Annotated in this window: 14 protein-coding genes; 8 read left to right on the plus strand and 6 right to left on the minus strand. The window is 68.6% G+C overall.

The window, feature by feature from the left end:
- The first annotated feature begins 32 nt into the window (after window positions 1-32).
- Both DWQ67_RS10595 and DWQ67_RS10600 read left to right on the plus strand, forming a co-directional pair.
- Entirely contained in the window at window positions 33-674 is a 642-nt protein-coding gene (locus DWQ67_RS10595; protein WP_158595434.1) for a dienelactone hydrolase family protein, read from the plus strand.
- 199 nt (window positions 675-873) lie between these two features.
- On the plus strand, window positions 874-2,061 hold the full coding sequence (locus DWQ67_RS10600) for a calcium:proton antiporter (RefSeq protein ID WP_233556053.1): 1,188 nt from the start codon (window positions 874-876) through the stop codon (window positions 2,059-2,061).
- 33 nt (window positions 2,062-2,094) lie between these two features.
- On the opposite strand, the gene DWQ67_RS10605 is transcribed toward DWQ67_RS10600, so the two are convergent.
- Window positions 2,095-3,582: an MDR family MFS transporter gene (locus tag DWQ67_RS10605; protein ID WP_121485581.1), complete on the minus strand. Its 1,488-nt coding sequence runs from the start codon at window positions 3,580-3,582 to the stop codon at window positions 2,095-2,097.
- Window positions 3,583-3,766: 184 nt separating this feature from the next.
- On the opposite strand from DWQ67_RS10605, the gene DWQ67_RS10610 reads away from it, so the two are divergent.
- Window positions 3,767-4,666 (plus strand): NAD(P)H-binding protein, encoded by a 900-nt coding sequence (locus tag DWQ67_RS10610; RefSeq protein ID WP_121485582.1) that lies wholly within the window; start codon window positions 3,767-3,769, stop codon window positions 4,664-4,666.
- Between the two features lie 38 nt (window positions 4,667-4,704).
- On the opposite strand, the gene DWQ67_RS10615 is transcribed toward DWQ67_RS10610, so the two are convergent.
- The gene (locus tag DWQ67_RS10615; protein WP_121485583.1) at window positions 4,705-5,385 is read right to left on the minus strand and encodes a TetR/AcrR family transcriptional regulator; all 681 of its coding nucleotides are present in this window, start codon (window positions 5,383-5,385) and stop codon (window positions 4,705-4,707) included.
- A gap of 332 nt (window positions 5,386-5,717) precedes the next feature.
- On the opposite strand from DWQ67_RS10615, the gene DWQ67_RS10620 reads away from it, so the two are divergent.
- Window positions 5,718-6,215: a helix-turn-helix domain-containing protein gene (locus DWQ67_RS10620; RefSeq protein ID WP_121485584.1), complete on the plus strand. Its 498-nt coding sequence runs from the start codon at window positions 5,718-5,720 to the stop codon at window positions 6,213-6,215.
- A gap of 25 nt (window positions 6,216-6,240) precedes the next feature.
- On the opposite strand, the gene DWQ67_RS10625 is transcribed toward DWQ67_RS10620, so the two are convergent.
- From DWQ67_RS10625 to DWQ67_RS10635, 3 genes are all read right to left on the minus strand, one after another.
- The gene (locus DWQ67_RS10625) at window positions 6,241-6,873 is read right to left on the minus strand and encodes a ClpP family protease (RefSeq protein ID WP_121485585.1); all 633 of its coding nucleotides are present in this window, start codon (window positions 6,871-6,873) and stop codon (window positions 6,241-6,243) included.
- Window positions 6,870-7,499: a ClpP family protease gene (locus tag DWQ67_RS10630; RefSeq protein WP_121485586.1), complete on the minus strand. Its 630-nt coding sequence runs from the start codon at window positions 7,497-7,499 to the stop codon at window positions 6,870-6,872. The genes DWQ67_RS10625 and DWQ67_RS10630 overlap by 4 nt, the downstream gene beginning before the upstream one ends.
- Before the next feature lie 339 nt (window positions 7,500-7,838).
- Window positions 7,839-11,471 (minus strand): DEAD/DEAH box helicase, encoded by a 3,633-nt coding sequence (locus DWQ67_RS10635; RefSeq protein ID WP_121485587.1) that lies wholly within the window; start codon window positions 11,469-11,471, stop codon window positions 7,839-7,841.
- Between the two features lie 339 nt (window positions 11,472-11,810).
- Between DWQ67_RS10635 and DWQ67_RS10640 the strand changes: the two genes are divergently transcribed.
- Genes DWQ67_RS10640 through mmsB form a run of 3 tightly spaced genes read left to right on the plus strand, consistent with a single transcriptional unit; the run spans window position 11,811 to window position 15,606 of the window.
- The gene (locus DWQ67_RS10640) at window positions 11,811-13,313 is read left to right on the plus strand and encodes a CoA-acylating methylmalonate-semialdehyde dehydrogenase (RefSeq protein ID WP_121485588.1); all 1,503 of its coding nucleotides are present in this window, start codon (window positions 11,811-11,813) and stop codon (window positions 13,311-13,313) included.
- Window positions 13,313-14,587, plus strand: a complete 1,275-nt coding sequence (locus tag DWQ67_RS10645) for a 3-hydroxyisobutyryl-CoA hydrolase (RefSeq protein ID WP_121485589.1) — start codon at window positions 13,313-13,315, stop codon at window positions 14,585-14,587. Before DWQ67_RS10640 ends, DWQ67_RS10645 begins: the two co-directional genes overlap by 1 nt.
- Window positions 14,588-14,628: 41 nt before the next feature.
- Complete coding sequence (gene mmsB, locus DWQ67_RS10650) at window positions 14,629-15,606, plus strand: 3-hydroxyisobutyrate dehydrogenase (RefSeq protein WP_121485590.1); 978 nt, start codon at window positions 14,629-14,631, stop codon at window positions 15,604-15,606.
- Between the two features lie 8 nt (window positions 15,607-15,614).
- On the opposite strand, the gene DWQ67_RS10655 is transcribed toward mmsB, so the two are convergent.
- Window positions 15,615-16,130, minus strand: a complete 516-nt coding sequence (locus tag DWQ67_RS10655) for a MarR family winged helix-turn-helix transcriptional regulator (protein ID WP_121485591.1) — start codon at window positions 16,128-16,130, stop codon at window positions 15,615-15,617.
- 299 nt (window positions 16,131-16,429) lie between these two features.
- On the opposite strand from DWQ67_RS10655, the gene DWQ67_RS10660 reads away from it, so the two are divergent.
- Window positions 16,430-17,593, plus strand: coding sequence for an acyl-CoA dehydrogenase family protein (locus DWQ67_RS10660; protein ID WP_121485699.1), 1,164 nt, complete (start codon window positions 16,430-16,432; stop codon window positions 17,591-17,593).
- Window positions 17,594-18,005: the final 412 nt, after the last annotated feature.

Below are 18,005 nucleotides of genomic sequence, written 5' to 3' on the forward strand. Positions count from 1 at the left end.
ACCACCACGCCGGCGCTTCAGAGGGAGAGGTCATGGCACAACTACTGCTCATCCACCACGCATTGGGGCTCACGCACGCGGTGCGCCGGCTGGCCGGGGCCTGGCGGGATGCCGGGCACGAGGTCTCCCTGCCGGATCTCTACGACGGCAACGTCTTTGAGACAATCCCGGAGGGGCTCGCCTACGCCAACTCGGTGGGTTCCGAGTCGCTCTCAGCCAAGGGTGAGGACGCCGCCGGCGACCTGGCGCCTGGCTTCATTGTGTGCGGGATCTCCATGGGGGTGATCCCCGCTATGCGGATCGGAGTGTCCGACGACGCTGTGAACGGGGTCGTCGCGGTCGGTTCCTGCCTGCCGGGAGAGTTCCTTGAGGCGCCGTGGCCCCGCTCGGTACCCCTGCGGATTATCGCCTCAAAGGACGATCCGTTCTTCCGCGATGAGGGCGACTTGGAGGCCGCGCAGGAGCTGGTGGCGACCGCAGCCGACGTGCGCCTCAAGTTGATGCCCGGCACCGAGCATCTCTTCATGGAGGCCAGTGATCCCCTCTCCCGTGCCGCCACCGAGCGGCTCTACGAGGTGGTCCTGCGCATGCTGGAGAAGGCGGATTCCCTCAAGCCGGACAGCGCGGAGGAGGAGAACGAGGACGGCGATGACCTGGTGTGGGACCTGCCCTAGCTCGGCTTTCGCACAGTGGTGAGCCCGGGCCGCGGTGAGCCCGGGCCGCGGTGAGCCGGCGTCCCAGCTAGCCCGTCCCAGTTAGCCCCGGAAGTGCCCCTTTGCTAGCCTGAAGAGCGCGCGCAGCGCGGCCCGGGATGGACGACCACCCCGGCGACAAACAGGCGGGGACGGCCCCGAGTCTGTTGAGGTGCACACCGTGAACACTCCGGCCCCTTCCACCCCTACCAGCCTGCGTTCCCTCCTGACCGGCCAAGCCATTGCCCGGTTGGTGGTGGGTTGGGGCGCCTTCGCGGCCCTCCTTGCCCTTGGCCCAGCACTCAAACCACCGGTGGATGGGCCCCTGCTGATCGTGGCCCTCCTCGCGATCGTGGCCGTGATCCTTTACTGCGCCTTCGGCGTGGTCCACGAGGCGGAGGCCCTGGCCAAGCGGCTGGGAGACCCCTACGGTTCGCTGGTCTTGACCCTCTCCATCGTCATCATCGAGGTGGTGCTGATCGCCGCCGTGATGCTGGGCCCGGGCGAGCACGCAAACATCGCCCGAGACTCCGTCATGGCCGTCTCCATGATCATCTTGAACCTGGTGATTGGCCTCAGCCTGCTGCTCGGCGGCCTGCGCCACCGCGGCATGCGCGCCAACCGCGCCGGGATCTCCACCTACCTCTCCCTGCTGGTGATCCTCTGCGTGGTCGCCTTCGCGCTGCCCGCGCTCCTGGGCCGCGACGGCGCCTACACGCCGGCCCAGGAAATCCCGGCCGTCATGCTCACCCTTGGCCTCTACATCGTGTTTCTTGGCCGACAGATGGGCCCGCGGGTCAACGATTTCCGCGAGGTTTCCCCGTCCAAGACCGCCGGCGCCGCCCAGGCGACGAAGACGCTGACCCAGCCCGGCGGCGTCGGGCAGCGGACCTTGAAGCAGACCCTGGCACTGCACGGCCGCGAAATCACGGGCCGCCTGGTGTTGCTGGTGGCCACGGTGTTGCCGATTGTGCTGCTCTCGCATGACATGGCTGCACTGCTCGACGACGCGTTGGGGCGCGTGGGTGCGCCGACGGCCCTGGCGGGCCTGCTGATCGCGATGATTGTGTTTCTGCCGGAGTCCATCACGTCCGTGCGCGCCGCGTTGTCTGGCGAAATCCAGCGCGTGAGCAACCTGTGCCACGGGGCCCTAGTCTCCACCGTGGGGCTCACCATTCCCGCGGTGCTGGTCATTGGGTTGCTCACGGGCCAGACCGTGATTCTGGCGGAGTCCACCGTCAATCTGGTGCTCCTGGGCGCCAGCCTGTTGCTCTCCGCGCTCAGCTTCTTTGCCCGTCGCATCACGCCGTGGCACGGCGCTGCCCACTTGGCGCTGTTTGCGGCCTACGTGGTGGCGCTGTTTTCCTAGCGCCACCACGTAGGCCGGCCCGGCTGCCCGCCGCTAGTGGGAGATGTCCACCGGGGCGCTCTTGATGCCCTCGGCTTCCTCTTCCTCCGCCGGCGCGCGCTTGACCAAGAAGCTCAGCGCCACCACTCCCAGGGAGAGGAATGCGGCGACGAGCAGCGCGGCGTGGATGCCATCCGCGGTCGCGGGCACCAGGGCCGAGCCGCTGGCCAGGCTCTTGGATGAGGCCAGCGTCATCACCGTGATGAGCAGCGCGGTTCCGGCGCCGCCGGCCACCTGCTGCAGCGTGGAGAGGATCGCGGAGCCGTAGGAGTACTGACTCTTGGGCAGCGCGCCAAGGGCATTGGTCATGAGCGGGGTGAACATGAACGCCAGGCCGATGGAGAGCAGCACGTGCGTCGCCACGATCATCCAGGTCTGGGTGTCCACGCCAAACGTCGTCATGATCCAGAGGGCGCCGGACACCACGAGGGAGCCGGGGATCACCAGCGGGCTGGGGCCAAAGCGGTCGTAGAGGCGGCCCACAATCTCCGAGGAGACGCCCATGACCACGCCGCCGGGCAGCAGCATCAGGCCGGCGCCCAGGGTGTCCCAGCCCAGCACGCTCTGCACGTAGAGCGGCAGCAGGATCAGGACGCCAAAGAATGCGGCGGAGAGCACCACCACCAAGATGATGGAGACGGTGAAGGTGCGCACCGTGAACGGGCGCAGGTCAAGCAAGGCCTCATCCGTGCGCTGGAGCCTGGTCTGGCGCCAGATGAACACGGCCAGCGCCGCCACCCCGATAGAGAGCGGGACGGCCGGAGAGACCTGCGCGGTGCCAGAGGCTGCCGCGCCGATCGCGGAGAGCCCATAGACCAGGCCACCGAAGCCAAGCACGGAGAGCAGGACGGAGAGCATGTCCACGCGCACCCGGCGGGTTTCGCCGATGTCCTTGAGCACCAGGGCGCCCAGGATGAGGGCGGCGGCGGCGATGGGCAGCACGATGATGAACAACCAGCGCCACGGCAGCACGTGCAGGATGAGCCCGGAGATGGTGGGGCCAACGGCCGGCGCCACGGAGATCACGATGGAGATCAGGCCCATGACCCGCCCGCGGCGCGCGGCCGGAACAAAGGTCATGGCGGTGGTGATGAGCAGCGGGAGCATGATCGCCGTGCCGCCGGCCTGGATCACGCGAGCCACCAGCAAGAGGTAGAAGTCAGGCGCGGCCGCGGCCAGCGCCGTTCCGGCCGTGAAGAGGCCCATGGCGATGAGGAACACGATCCTGGTGCGCAGCACCTGCAGGATCAGGCCGGTGACGGGGATGACCACGGCCATGGTCAGCATGAATCCGGTGGTGAGCCATTGGCCCTGCACCGCGTCGATCTTCAGATCCACCATCAGCTTGGGCAGCGCGACGCCCATGATGGTCTCGTTCAGGATCACCACAAACGTGGCGGCGATCAGCACCGTCAGGGCGGTCTTGATGGCGGGTGGGAGACGGTCGTCTTTGGGTGCGGCCTGCGGCAGAGCGCTACTCATAGGGATTCCTCAATCAGTCACGGCGAACTGTCCAAGCATAGGGGTGCGGGGCGACACTCTGGAAGGGCGGCCGTCCGCTAGTGATGCAACGCACCAGGCGCGCGCATCTATTCCGGCCCCCTCGTCTGGCCACCAGACGCCGGGCACCAGGCACGAGACACCACCCACCAGGCAGACTTGGGACATGACCTCCTCCTCGCAAGACGCACCGGCCGTCCCCGGAACCACCCCCCAGACCATCGGGCTCCTGGGCTCCACCGGCCACCTCGGATCCCGCGTGGCGCACCTCCTGGATCGCAGCGGCACGCCGCACATGCTCTTCGCCCGCCAGCCGGACTCCCCCAAGGTCCCCCGCACCGCCTCCACCACGCAGGTCCGCCCCGCCGACTACACCGACCCGGACGGCCTGCGCAGCGCCCTGACCGGGATCGACACCCTGTTGATGGTCTCCGCGACCGAGTCCCCGGAGCGCCTGCAGCTGCACGCCGCCGTGATCAACGCCGCCGCGGCCGCCGGGGTGGGGCACATCGTCTACACCTCCTTCATCGGCGCCGCCCCGGACGCCACCTTCACCTTCGCGCGGGATCACTACGCCACGGAGCAGCTGCTCGCGGCGGCGCGGGACGCCGGCGGGCCGGACTTCACGGCGCTACGCAACAGCTTTTACCTGGACGTGCTGCCGGAGTTTGTGGGGCCCGACGGCGCTCTGCGGGGCCCCGCGGGTCAGGGTCGCGTCAGCGCGGTGGCCAGGGACGACGTCGCTGCGGTCGCCGCCCGCGTGCTGCAAGATCCGGGCGCGTTTGCCGGGCGAATCGTGGAGATCACCGGCCGGGAGGCCCTCACGCTGGAGGAGGTCGCGGCCGTCATCACCGAGGAGTCCGGGCGCCCGGTGCGCTACGTGGAGGAGACGGTTCAGGAGGCCTACGCCTCCCGCGCCCACTACGGCGCGCCGGACTGGCAGGTGGAGGCGTGGGTCAGCACGTACACGGCCATTGCCGCGGGCGAGGAATCCACTATCACCAACGCGGTGAAAGAGATCACCGGGCGCGAGCCAAAGACCTTGCGCGACCTGCTGCGTTCCTAATGTGCCGTGACTAGTTTGCCCTGACTAGTTTGTCCTGATTAGTTTGCCGTGACAGCGCTGGCAGGTTCTGCCGTGCGCAACTCGGCCGCCTCGAGGACCGCCGCCCGCCCGGATGCCCACCACACGTCGTCGGGCAGGTAGGTATTGAGCAGCGTGTCCAGGTGGGCAGACATCTTGTCGCGGCTCACCGCGACGCGGTCCACGGTGACGCTGACCTGCGTGCCGAGCAGGAAGGTCATGAGGCCGTCCACCAGGATGTCCACCGTGATGCCCTCGCGGAATCCGGTGTCCGCCCGCTGCTGCTGCACCCACGTGGAGAGCCATTGGCGCCACACGCCCATGGCGGCGTCGTTGACGCGCTTCATATCCTCATCGTGCGCGGCCAGGGCCCAAAACCCAATGATCACGCGGGCCTCGTCCACCAGGTTCTGGTTGATCGGCAGAATCTCGCGGGAGAACGCGCGCACCGCATCAAAGCCGCGAAGAGTGGCGGCGGTGGCATCCACACGCTCGGCGACGCGGGCGCACACGAACTCGAAGGTGCCCAGCATCAGGTCATCCTTGCTGGGGAAATACGGCTTCAGCGCGCCGTTGGCGAAGCCGGCCTCCGCGGCCACGCTGCGCAGGGTCACCCCCTGCATGCCCTTGCGCGCAATGATCTGCCACGCCACGGCCATGAATTCGGCCCTGCGCTGGTGGTGATCAATGATCTTCGGCACTGCGACTCCCTTTCAACGTGCTCCGCTCTCAGCCTACGAGACGCAGCAGAACGCCGCGCGGACGTTGCGGCGGCTGTGACACCTCATGCGACGAACGCCACCTCACACAACAGCCACCCAGACCCGTGACACCTCATACGACAAATGCCGTCGTGGAAGACGGCGATTGTCGTATGAGGTGTCACCCGCACGTCGGAGCGGGACTGGGTTGCGCGGGGCAGGGTGGAGCTGGACTGGGTGGAGCTGGACTGGGTTGCGCCGGGTGCGGTGCGCGTTCTGCCGTGAGCAGATCGACCTGCTCAGACGGGGTCCCCGCCCACTACCGTCAAGGCATGAGCGCCGAGCCCCGCACCCCGCACACCCCCGCCTCCCACACTCCCACCCCGCACACCCCCGCCTCCCACACCCCCACCGCCCGGAAGCGGCCCGCCGTTCCCCTGTGGCGCGAGGCCGTGGGCGCGGTGCTGCGCTCGACCCGACTGGAGCTGGGCCGCCGGCTGGTGGACGTGGCAGGCGACGCCGGGGTCTCGCCCCAATACCTGTCCGAGGTGGAACGCGGGCTCAAGGATCCCTCCTCGGAGATGCTGGCCGCGATCAGTGGAGCGCTCGGGATGGACGTCGGCACGGTCACCGGGCTCGCCGCGGCTCAGGTGCGCGCCGCGGACGCCCGCCGCACCGGCGCGCTCATCCTCGAACTCCGCTCGGACCTGACCGTGGCCCGGCGCGCCCAACTGGGCGTCGCGGTGCTCGGGGACCACACGCCGTCGGGCATCTGGGGCGCGCCCGGTGCCGCGACTACCCCGGCCACCGCCTACCTCCTGGCGGCCTAGGGACCCGCCCAACGTCCCCGGCCGCCTATCCCACCAGCTGCCCGCGCCCTGCCTCGACGCCTCGCGCACCGCGCGCTCCCAGCACCTCGTCGGCCAGCCCAAACTCCACCGCGGCCTGCGCCGTCAGCACCAACTCCCGGTCGGTTTCCGAGCGCAGCGCGGCCAGGCTCTGGCCCGTGCGCTCGGCCAGGATCTGCTCAAATTGCCCGCGAATCCGCAGCACCTCCTCGGCCTGCAGAATCAGGTCCGGGATGGCCCCGCGAGACTCCGCATTGAGCTGATGCAGCACCACGCGGGCGTGAGGCAAAAGCATGCGTCGGCCCCTATCCGCGCCGGCCAGCAACAACGCGGAGGCGCCCACGGCCTGGCCCACCACCGTCGCCGCGATGGGGCAGCGGACGTAGCGCAGGGTGTCGTAGACGGCGAGCGCCGCGAACTCGCTGCCGCCGGAGGAGTTGATCACCAGGTCAATGGGCAGGTCCGGGGCCTGCGATTCCAGGTGCATGAGCTGCGCAATCACCACGTTCGCTACGTCGTCATTGATGGGCGTGCCGACGTACACAATCCGCTCGGATACCAGCCGGGAGAACACGTCAGTGACGCGCTCGGAGCCGTTGGCCGTGCGCTCCACGACGCTGGGGACGGTGTAGCTGCTCATCGGACACCGCCCAGAACCTGGCTCAGATCCGTCACCACGTGGTCCACAAATCCGTAGTCTCGCGCGCCTTGAGCGTCCCAGATCCGATCGCGCTGGGAGTCCTCAGTGACACGATCCAGCGGCTGCCCGGTGTGGCGGGAGATGATCCCCAGGATCGTGTCGCGATTGCGGCGCAGATGCTGGGCCTGCAGGGCAATATCCACCGCGGACCCACCGAATCCGGCCGATCCCTGATGCAGCAACACCGTAGCGTGCGGCAGGGCAAAGCGCTTGCCCGGGGTGCCTGCGGACAGCAGAAATTGCCCGGCGGAATAGGCCATGCCCAGCGCTAGCGTGCGCACATCGTTGGGGATCAGCTCCATCAGATCTGCGATCGCGAGCATGGACGGGACCGAGCCGCCCGGCGAGTTGATGAGCAGCACAATGTCCGCCCGCGGATCCTCCTCGGAGAGCAGGATGAGCTGCGAGCACAGCGCGCTGCCGTTGTCCTCCTCCAGCGCCCGGTCCAGGCGCAAGATCCTCCGATGCATCAGCCCCAGGCCGGTCTGCACCTCCAAGGAGGCGTCCGGCGGGGGCCACGGGGTGGTCTGGGATTCGAGTCGGGACGGGGCTGGGTAGGTGTTCATGCCTCCACCCTGTGCCCGACGCCGCGTGGCAGGCTACGGCGCGCGGCTCACGGCGGATCCGCTGCGAGCGGTGCGGTCCTGAGGTGGATGGGGCCCGGAGGTGAATGGGACCCAACAGGCCCGTGACACTTCATACGACAAACGCCACGCGACACGACAGCCGTCCAGGCCCGTGACACTTCATACGACAAACGCCACGCGACACCACAGCCGTCCAGGCCCGTGACACTTCATACGACAAACGCCGCCTTCCACGACGGCATTTGTCGTATGAGATGGCAGCTACGAGCGAGCCCCGCCTACAACCCCCGCCAACCAGCCTTGCCGACCCCACACCACCTACCCGGCGAAGAGCTCGCGCAGGTCCGCCTCGCTCAGGGCCTGCGGCGTGGATTGCGCGGTGCCGACCAGCTGATCAAAGAGCTCCGCCTTGCGCTCCTTCAGCGCCATGACCTTTCCCTCGATGGTGTCCTCCGCGACCATGCGGTAGACCATGACGGGCCGTTCTTGCCCAATGCGGTGCGTGCGGTCCACCGCCTGGGCCTCCACGGCCGGGTTCCACCAGGGATCCATGATGAAGACGTAGTCCGCCTCCGTCAGGGTGAGGCCCACGCCGCCCGCCTTGAGCGAGATCAGGAACACTGGTGCGTCCCCCTCGGCGAACTGGTCCAACACGCCGGCGCGGTCGCGCGTGGATCCATCCAGATACACCGTCTCCAACCCGGCCCGGTGCACCGCCTCGCGAATGAGCTTCAGGAATGACGTGAACTGACTAAAGACCAGCGCCCTATGCCCCTCCTGAGCCAGCTCTATCAGCCGCGGCACCAGCTCTGCGATCTTGGCGGACTCGACTGCGCTGTATTCCTCATCCACCAGCCCCGCGTGCAGACTCCCCATGCGCAGGCGAGTGATCGCAGCAAAGACCGCCACGCGATTCTGATCCAACTCCTCCACGAGCCCCAGCACTTCCTGACGCTCGCGCTGCAGCAGCGCGTCGTAGAAGTGGCGATGCGACTTATCCAGCGCCACCTGTAGCACTTGCTCCTGCTTGGGCGGCAGCGCGGAGGCGACCAACGCCTTGGTGCGGCGCAGCAGGAACGGGCGAATGCGGCGTCGGAGGCGAAGCATGGCCTCCTGATCCTCTTTCTTCTCCACCGGCGTGATCACCAGCCGGGTGAAGGATTCCAGCGTGGGATACAGGCCCGGCGCCACCACGGCGAGTAGGGGCCACAGCTCTCCGATCCGGTTCTCCACTGGCGTTCCGGTGACCGCGAGGGAGAAGGGTGCTTGGATCTTTCGGGCCGCCTGGAAGGTCTTACTGGCCGCATTTTTGATGGCTTGGGCCTCATCAAGAATCAGCCCGCCCCAACCCAGATCGGCATAGTCTGCAGCCTCGGAACGCAACAGGTTGTAGCTAGTCACCACAATGTCCGCATCTTGTGCCACCTGGCCCAGGCTCAGCTTGCGCCGCTTGATGGTGTTGGTGATGGCCCGCACCTTCAGATGTGGCGCGTGCGTCGCGACCTGGCGTTGCCACGCGCCCACCACGCTGGTCGGCGCAATCACAAGGAACGGCTCCGACCCATCGGCGCGCGCCAGCGAGATCAGGCTGATGACCTGGAGCGTCTTACCCAGCCCCATGTCGTCGGCCAGAATCCCGCCCAGCCCCTGCGAATACAGGTAGTGCAGCCAATTCAGGCCCTCGCGCTGGTAGTCGCGCAGCTCGGTGAGAACCCCCACCGGCTCGACGGCCGGCATCCGCTCCGGCGCGCGCAGGGCGCGGGCCGTCTCCACCCAGCGCGCCGCGGCGGCGTCGGTCTCTCCGAGCTTGTCCACCATCTCCCACAGGGCCAGGTCCCCGGCCGCGACCTGCACGGTCCCGGCGGCGGAGGCGTTCTTGCCGCCGCGGCGCACGCCCTGCGCCTCCTCCACCATGCGCGCCAGTTGCGTGAGCGCCGGGTGTTCTGCATCCACGTATGAGCCGGAGGCCAGCAGGATCACGGGCTCCTGGAGGGTCAGCGCGGCCAGCACCTCCGCCAACGGAACCGGCTCGCCGTCCACCGTGATTTTGACAGAAAGATCCAGCCAATCCGTGCCCCCGGCGGGCGGCTCCCCCACCTCAAAGCGAATCTCCGGGTCCCCGTCCAGGCGCTGGAAGGCGGGCTCCGCACCGACCTCGCGCACCTCCCCCGCCGCGCGCAGTTGCGGAAGCACCTCGTGCACCAACCGCACCATGGGCGCGCCGGTGACGCGTTGGGCGGCCACGGGGCGGCCGCCGGAGAAGGTCAGGACCTCCCGCGCGGCGTCGCCGGGGTTCCACGCGGCGAGCGCGCGGGCCTCCGCGGCGGGGTCGCGGACGAGCCGGCGGGCCGCGTCAAATTCAGTGCCCGACGACGCGGCGGAGCCAGTCCCCGGGGCAGCGCTCGCCTGGCGGCTCGCGTCCGCACTCTGCGCGACGGCCGTCGTGGAGGCCTGCGTGGGGGCCCGTGTGGAGGCCGTGCCCACCGCCGCGAGCTCTTCCCGCGCCCCCACCATGTACTTCATGAGGAACTCCACCAGCGCGGCATCCTGCCCCTGCCAGGTCACGCGCGTGAGTAGCGTGGGTTTGGCCGGAATGGCGGCGCGCAGCGCGGCGTCCTGGGTCTCCACCTTGACGTGGCGCGTGAGTTGCGGGAGCAGCTTGTCCACGAGTTTGGAACGACCGGTCCCCGGGATGGTGGTGCTGCGGCCGGCCCTGAGCGTGTGGCTCAGCCCCTCGTCCAGCATCCGGTCCAGGCGCACCAGCACCCCGCGCTTCTGGCCGGGACGCTCGCCCGGAAGCAGCACGAGCGCCCCGTGGGCCCTGCGCCCCAGCGGAATCACGTCTCGCCCGGAATAGAGCTGCCCCTGCCACGAGACGCCGAGCTGCAGGACCGTGGATTCGTCGTGGGCGCGGGGCACACCGGCGCCCCGGGCCGAGTCGCGATTCCGGGCCGCGTCGTGGATCTGGGCCACCCCGGAGGATCCCCGGCCGGTGGAACCGTTGGCATGGGCCCCGTTGGCAGCGTCGAGCTTGATCGCGACCTCGGCCGGCTCCTCCGCGACCTCAAAGGACTCCAACGCCCCGCCGCCCAGCAGGGTGATTCCCGTCTTGCGTGCGCTGGTCAGCGCACTCCAGATCCGCGGAGTGGCATGGTCAAGGGCCCGTTCCATGGCGGCGGAGCTGGGCCCGCCAAGGGCGTCGCCCACGGCCTCAAGCGCCGAGCGCTGGTCCTCATCCAGTCCCCCGCGCCCAAACGGCGAGCAGACCTCGGCCCAGGACGCGCCGGTCTTGATCCACCCCTTCTTCTTGCCCACCTTGAGGGGGCGCGCGGTCACCGCGAGCGGGCCGCCATAGCGCGACGGCGTGGGGTCCAGTTCCAGCTCCAGCGCCAGGGCCGCGGACTCCCGGGACTCGGTGCCACTGGCCGCGGAGAGCTGATGGACCAGATTCTGCACGTCCACCTCCCACTGCTCCCGACGATCGGGAAGGCCAAAGCCGGAGGTCGAGTAGCCCCGACCCCTCTGGTGCTGCGCGTCCAACAACTCCCACAGACGGGGGTCCGCGGGCTCGTCCCTCACACCCGTGGCACCCCCGGCGCGCGCCGGTGCGGGACCCGACCCGGCGTCGTCGGGCAGGGTATTCCCGGCCGCCAGCGCCACCTTCTCGTCAATGAGAACCAGGCATACCGCGGCCGCGTGCTTGCACTGATGCGTGACCGGGCAGGAACAATTGCCAACAATCTTGACGCCGCTGGTGCCCTCGCTGAGCTGGACCATGGTCTGGTAGTCGTGCGTGCTGAGCACCGTGGCCATCACCGTGGCTGGGCCCTCCTGTGGCGCGCGGCGGGTGATGCGGACCATGCGCACCAGGCTGCGGGCGCGCTGCAAGGTGGGGGTGCCCACGGCGCGCACCACATCCGTCACCTGGAGGCGCTCGAGCACGGGATTCATGCGTCCATTCTCCCCCGCGGGCCTGACGGTTTGCGACGCCGGATCGCGTGGGTGGAGCGTGGGTCGGCGGTGGGCAGGGTGCGGTCGGTCCGCCTGAACTCAAGGTTTGCGCCTCAATGTGTGCGGATGCAGTCCCAACGGGGCCTGCATCCGCACAAATCGAAGCGCAAAGCTCCGCAGGCCGCCCCGTGCACTACTCAACCGACACCCAGCAAATTACTTGGACACCCAACCTTTTCCCCAGCCCCACAAAGGCGGTACCGTGGTGGTGACCGTGACCTCGGTCACCCACGCCCGCGCTTGCCCCTTACGCACAAGCGCTGTCGAAGAAGGAGCCCCATGGTTCGCCAGCTCACGCACTGGATCGACGGAGAACACGTTGACGGCACTAGCGGTCGCGCCGCGGATGTCTTCAACCCGAGCACGGGCGAGGTCCAGGCGCAGGTTCCCCTGGCCAGCAACACCGAGGTGGAGTTCGCCATCGCCGTCGCGAAGGCCGCGCAGAAGGGCTGGGGCGCCACCAATCCCCAGCGCCGCGGCCGCATCCTGTTGCGCTTTGTGGACCTGATTAACCAGAACATGGATGAGCTCGCCACCCTGCTCTCCAACGAGCACGGCAAGACGTTTGACGACGCCAAGGGTGACATTCAGCGCGGCCTTGAGGTCGTGGAGTTTGCCGGCGGCGGCGCCCCGCATCAGCTCAAGGGCGAGTTCTCCACCGAGGTCGGCAAGGGCATCGACACGCATTCGTTGCGCCAGCCGCTGGGTGTGGTCGCGGGCATCACGCCCTTTAACTTCCCCGCCATGATCCCGCTCTGGAAGGCCGGCCCGGCCCTGGCTGCGGGCAACGCGTTCATTCTCAAGCCCTCTGAGCGCGACCCGGGCGTGCCCCTGCGCCTCGCGGAGCTCCTCAAGGAGGCCGGCCTGCCGGACGGCGTTTTCCAAGTCATCAACGGCGACAAGGAGGCCGTGGATGCGCTGGTGAATCACCCGGACATCAAGGCCGTGGGCTTTGTTGGTTCCACGCCCATCGCGCAGTCCATTTACACGGGTGCCGCGGCCGCGGGCAAGCGTGCGCAGTGCTTTGGCGGCGCCAAGAACCACCTGGTGATCATGCCGGACGCGGACCTGGACCAGGTCACGGACGCCCTGCTTGGCGCGGCCTTTGGCTCCGCCGGCGAGCGCTGCATGGCCATCTCCGTGGCCGTGCCGGTGGGCAAGGACACCGCGGATCGCCTGGTCGCCAAGCTCAAGGAGCGCGCCGCCAAACTCACGGTGGGCCCGTCGCTGAACCCCTCCTCAGACTTTGGCCCCGTGGTCACGCCCATGGCCAAGGCCCGCATCGAGGACCTGATCCAGCAGGGTGTCGACGCCGGCGCCGAGCTGGTCCTGGACGGTCGCGGCGTGGAGGTGCCCGGCCACGAGAATGGCTTTTACATCGGTGCCACCATCTTTGATCACGTGGGCACGGACATGCCGATCTACACCGAAGAGGTCTTTGGCCCGGTGCTTTCCGTGGTCCGCGTGGAACACTTCGACGACGCCCTCGCGGTGATTGACGGCAACCAGTACGGCAACGGCGTCTCCATCTTCACGCGCGACGGCGCCGCGGGCCGCGAGTTCGCCACCCGCGTGGAGGTGGGCATGGTGGGCATCAACATCCCCATCCCGGTCCCCATCGCGTATTACACGTTCGGCGGCTGGAAGGCCTCCGGATTCGGCGACCTGAACCAGCACGGCCCGGACGCGTTCCGCTTCTACACGCGCACCAAGACGGTCACCACGCGCTGGCCGGAGGGCGTCTCAGAGGGCGCATCCTTCGTCATGCCGCAGGGTTCCTGATGAGCGGGGAGGCCCAGTCTGTGCCCGACGCCGCAGGGCAGGGTCCCAGCGCCGGCGCCGCCTCCCAGCGGCGCGCGGAAGGCGACGCGACGCCGTCGAACGCTGGCGGCGACGCCGCACGGCCAAAGGCGGAAGGCGATGCGGCGCCGTCGAGCAGCGGAACTGGCCGCGGCGCGGAACAGCCGTCCTCCGGAAATGGACCCCCGGTCCATTTCGAGGTGCGGGGTGCCCTGGGCCTCATCACCCTGAATCGCCCGCGCGCGGTTAATGCGCTGACGCATGAGATGGTGCTGCTGCTGTGGGCGCAGCTGGTGCGGTGGGCGCATGATCCGGCCGTGGAACGCGTCGCGATTCGCGGCGGCGGCGAGCGCGGACTGTGTGCCGGCGGCGATGTTGTCGCCATTTATCGGGACATCACGCGGGAAGATCGCACCCCGGAAACCCCGTTCGAGACCATGGGTTTTTGGCGCGACGAGTACCGACTGAACCTGCTGATTTCTCGCTATCCCAAGCCGTACATCGCGCTGATGGACGGCCTGGTGCTGGGCGGCGGGATTGGCGTGAGTGCGCACGGCAGCCACCGGGTGGTCACGGAGCGCACGCGTTCTGGGCTGCCGGAGACGCAGATCGGCTTCAGCCCGGACGTGGGCGGCACCTACTTGTTGGGGCATGCCCCCGGCGCGGCCGGTGCGCACGCGGCGTTGACCGGTGCGCATCTGGACGCCGGGGACGCGCTGTACCTGGGCCTGGCGGACTACTGCGTGCCTGCCGCCTCCCTGGAGGAGCTGCTCTCGGCGCTGGAGACCACCGCTCCCGAGCAGGCGCTGGAGGCGCTGGCCGTGCCACACCCCGAGTCCACGTTGCAGGCCGCAAGCGAGTGGATTGAGCCGGCCTATGCCGCGCCGCACGCGCTGGCCGTGGTCCAGGCGCTGGAGGCCTCAGATCACCCGGATGCCGTTGCGGCAGCCGCCGTGATCCGTTCCAAATCCCCCACTTCCGTGGCCGTGGCGCTGGCCGCGGTGCGCGCCGGCGGGGACGGCGACCTGGCCCAGGCGCTGCAGCTCGAGTGGCGCGCGGGCTACCGCTTCTTGGGCGGACACGACTTTGCCGAGGGCATCCGCGCGCAGGTCGTGGACAAGGACCGCAACCCCGCGTGGGAGCCCGCGACCCTGGAGCAGCTGGACCTCACGAAGGTCACCGATCACTACCTGGCGCCCCTGCCCAACGTGCCGCTGGACCTGAGCCCGGTGGACGTCGTGGTTCCGCCCGCCTAGTCACGCGCCACTTCACCACCCACCATCCCCGGGAGGACCCCATGAGCACCACACCCACCCCCGCCACAACTCCTGCCCCCACCGCCACCACGCTGCCGCTGGATCAGACCACCGTGGCCTTTGTTGGCCTGGGCCACATGGGCGCACCCATGGCCGCCAACCTGGTACGGGCCGGCGTGCGCGTGATCGGCTTTGATCTGATGCCGGCAGCGCTCGACGCCGCTCGGGCGGCTGGCGCTGAGATCGCCGAGTCAGGCGCGGCGGCGGCTGCGCAGGCGGACATCGTGCTGACGATGCTCCCGTCCGGCCAGCACGTGCTCTCCGCCTACGCCGACGGGGCGGACGGCTCCCCCGGCCTGCTCAGCTCCGCCAAGCCAGGTTCGCTGATGTTGGACTGCTCAACTATCTCCGTCGCGGAGGCGCAGCAGGCAGCTCAGTTGGCCAACGCCGTCGGGCATCGCTCTGCAGACGCCCCCGTTTCGGGAGGCGTGGTGGGTGCGGAAGCGGGTTCGCTCGCGTTCATGGTGGGCGCCCCTGAGGACGTTTTTGCGGACGTGTATCCCATCCTGGATGTGATGGGCGGGCGGATTGTGCACTGCGGCGCCAATGGGCTGGGGCAGGCCGCCAAAGTCTGCAACAACATGATTCTGGCGGTCAGTCAGATCGCTGTTGCGGAGGCGTTTGTGCTGGGAGAGGGCCTGGGGCTCACCCACCAGGCGCTCTTTGACGTGGCCTCCAATGCGACCGGTCAGTGCTGGGCACTCAATACCAATTGCCCTGTGCCGGGGCCGGTGCCCACCTCCCCCGCCAATCGTGATTATCAGCCGGGCTTTGCCGGGGCGCTCATGGCCAAGGACCTTGGCCTGGCGCTCGCGGCCATTGAGCAGACGGGGACGCAGGCGGATCTGGGCCGGCATGCCGAGGAGATCTACCGCCGCTTCCGCGACGAGGACGGCGGGGCTGGAACCGATTTCAGCGGGATCATTAACGTGATTCGCGAGAAGTCGGATCACTCCTGAGCCGCGCATCAGTCCAAGGGGGCCGCGAAATCTCCGCTCTTGTGCCGGAACCGCTCCAGGATGCGATTCAGACTCGCCACATCGCGCGCGCTGAATCCCGTCTTAGCAAAGAGCTCCTCGTTGAGGGACTCGGCGGCGCCGCGGGCCAGCGTGCGCCCCTCCTCCGTGAGGACAAGCAGCACGGTGCGCCCATCCGTGGGATGCGCGGTGCGCCGCACCAGCCCATCCTTTTCCAAGCGGTCAACGGCGCTCGTCACGGAGGTCGGGTGCACCTGCAGCAGGCGGGAGGCGCGGTTCATGGGCATCTGTGTGCCGCGCGCAAAACTGAGCAGCTGCAGCATCTCAAAGCGGGCAAAGGTCAGGCCGTAGCGCTTCACGATCAGTTCGGCGCGGCCAATCAGAATCTGCTGGGCGCGCATGATGGACGTGACCGCGGCCATCGGCTCCGCCACCTCACCCCAGCCGTGACGCTCCCAGTTACGGGCGGCTTCTGCGATGGGGTCGCGTGGCAAGGGGTCCTGCACGGGCTCTCCTTCATCTTGGGGCACACCCACGCCCCTGACGGGCGCATCCAGGCGCTGAACAACTCTGTGGGAATCCTACATTTGCGTCACCTCAGTGCCGGTTCCATGAGATCCATGGCGGGCCGGCCTCTTTCCGGAAGGACCATTTCATGACCTCCAGCCAGACCCCGCTCCCGAAGGATTCCTTCCGGAAGGACGGAGCCGGCCGTGCGGCCACGCATCCCGTAGGCACCGCACCCGCCAAGGGTTCCCGCCAGACCGGTGTGGCCGGCGCGGCGGATGACCCCACGAGCTGGCTCATGGCGGAGGGCAGCCGCGACCTGCTGGGGGCGGCGGAGCTGTTGCCCCCGGAGGAGTTGGAGCGCCTGATTGAGATTGACCGGGTGTTGCAAGAGACCATGGCACAGCAGTCTGTTGAGTTCTGGAACCGCGAGGAATTCCCCTTCCAGTGGCTCAAGCCGCTCGGGGACCTTGGCCTTGGCCGCGTGCAGGTGGACGGCACCTCCCGGCTTTTCAAGGGGCTGGTGTACGCGGTGGTGGCCCGCGCGGACGTCTCTCTATGCGCGCTGGTGGGTATCCACAACGAGCTGATCGTCGGCATGATTGACCGCCTTGGCTCGGACGCGCAGCGCGCCGAGTGGCTGCCGCGCTTGGAGGTGTTCGACGCCGTGGGCTCCTTTGCCCTGACCGAGCCGGATCACGGCTCCGACGTGGCTGGCGGCGTGGCCACCAGCGCGCGCCGCGAGGGCGATACCTGGATCCTGAACGGCGCCAAGCGCTGGATCGGCGCCGGAACCATCGCAGACGTGGTGCTGACCTGGGCGCGCGATGAGGCGGACGGAGTGATCAAGGCCTTCCTGGTCCGCGGAGACGCCCCCGGCTTCACCGCCACCAAGATTGAGAACAAAGCCGGGCTGCGCATCATGCAGAACGCGGACCTGACGTTTGACGAGGTCCGCGTTCCGGAAAGCGACCGGCTGCCCGGATCCGATGGCTTCGACAAGGCCAACGAGCTGCTCCTTGATTCGCGGGCGTGGGTGGGCTGGCAGGCCGTGGGTCTTGGTCATGCCGTGTTGGACGACGCCCGCTCCTACGCCGCGCAGCGCGTCCAGTTTGGCAAGCCGCTGGCCAAGTTCCAGCTCATCCAGGAGCAGATCGCCCGGATTGCCGGCAACGCCACCGCGGCCATGGGCATGATGATCCAGATGGCGCGGCTGCAGGACGACGGCCGGCTCAAGATGGCCCAGGCCGCCATGGCCAAGGCCACGTGCACGCGCTTGGTCCGCGAGGCGGCGTCGCTCAACCGCGATCTGCACGGCGGCAACGGCCTGGTCACCGAGCCCGGGCACATCGCCTCCAAGCTCTGGGGCGACGCTGAGATCATCTACACCTACGAGGGCACGTACAACATCAACTCGCTGATCGTGGGCCGCGCGCTCACGGGTGTCTCGGCGTTCGTCTAGGCCGGGGCGGGCCTCCCGAGGGCCCTCCCACGTACGACGAAGCAGGCTTATCGACGTCAAGCAGGGTTCAAGCCCGCTTCTCGTCGATAAGCCCGCTTCCGGATTCCAAGAGCCCGACGCCGCCGGGTCGCCACCCCGACCCGGCCGGCGGACGAACGGCGGACGGACGGCGGTCGGGACGGGCGAGCCCCGGAGCCTCCCACGCACGACGAAGCGGGCTTATCGACGACAAGCAGGGTTCAAGCCCGCTTCTCGTCGATAAGCCCGCTTTCTTGCCCGACGACGCCGGGTCGCCACCCCGACCCGGCCGGCGGTCGGGTCGGCCGGCGGCCTGCGGACGAACGGACGGGAACGGGGACGACGAAGCGGGCTTATCGACATCAAGCAGGGTTCAAGCCCGCTTCTCGTCGAT

It is taken from the genome of Galactobacter caseinivorans, from assembly GCF_003640665.1.
Classification (GTDB): domain Bacteria; phylum Actinomycetota; class Actinomycetes; order Actinomycetales; family Micrococcaceae; genus Galactobacter; species Galactobacter caseinivorans.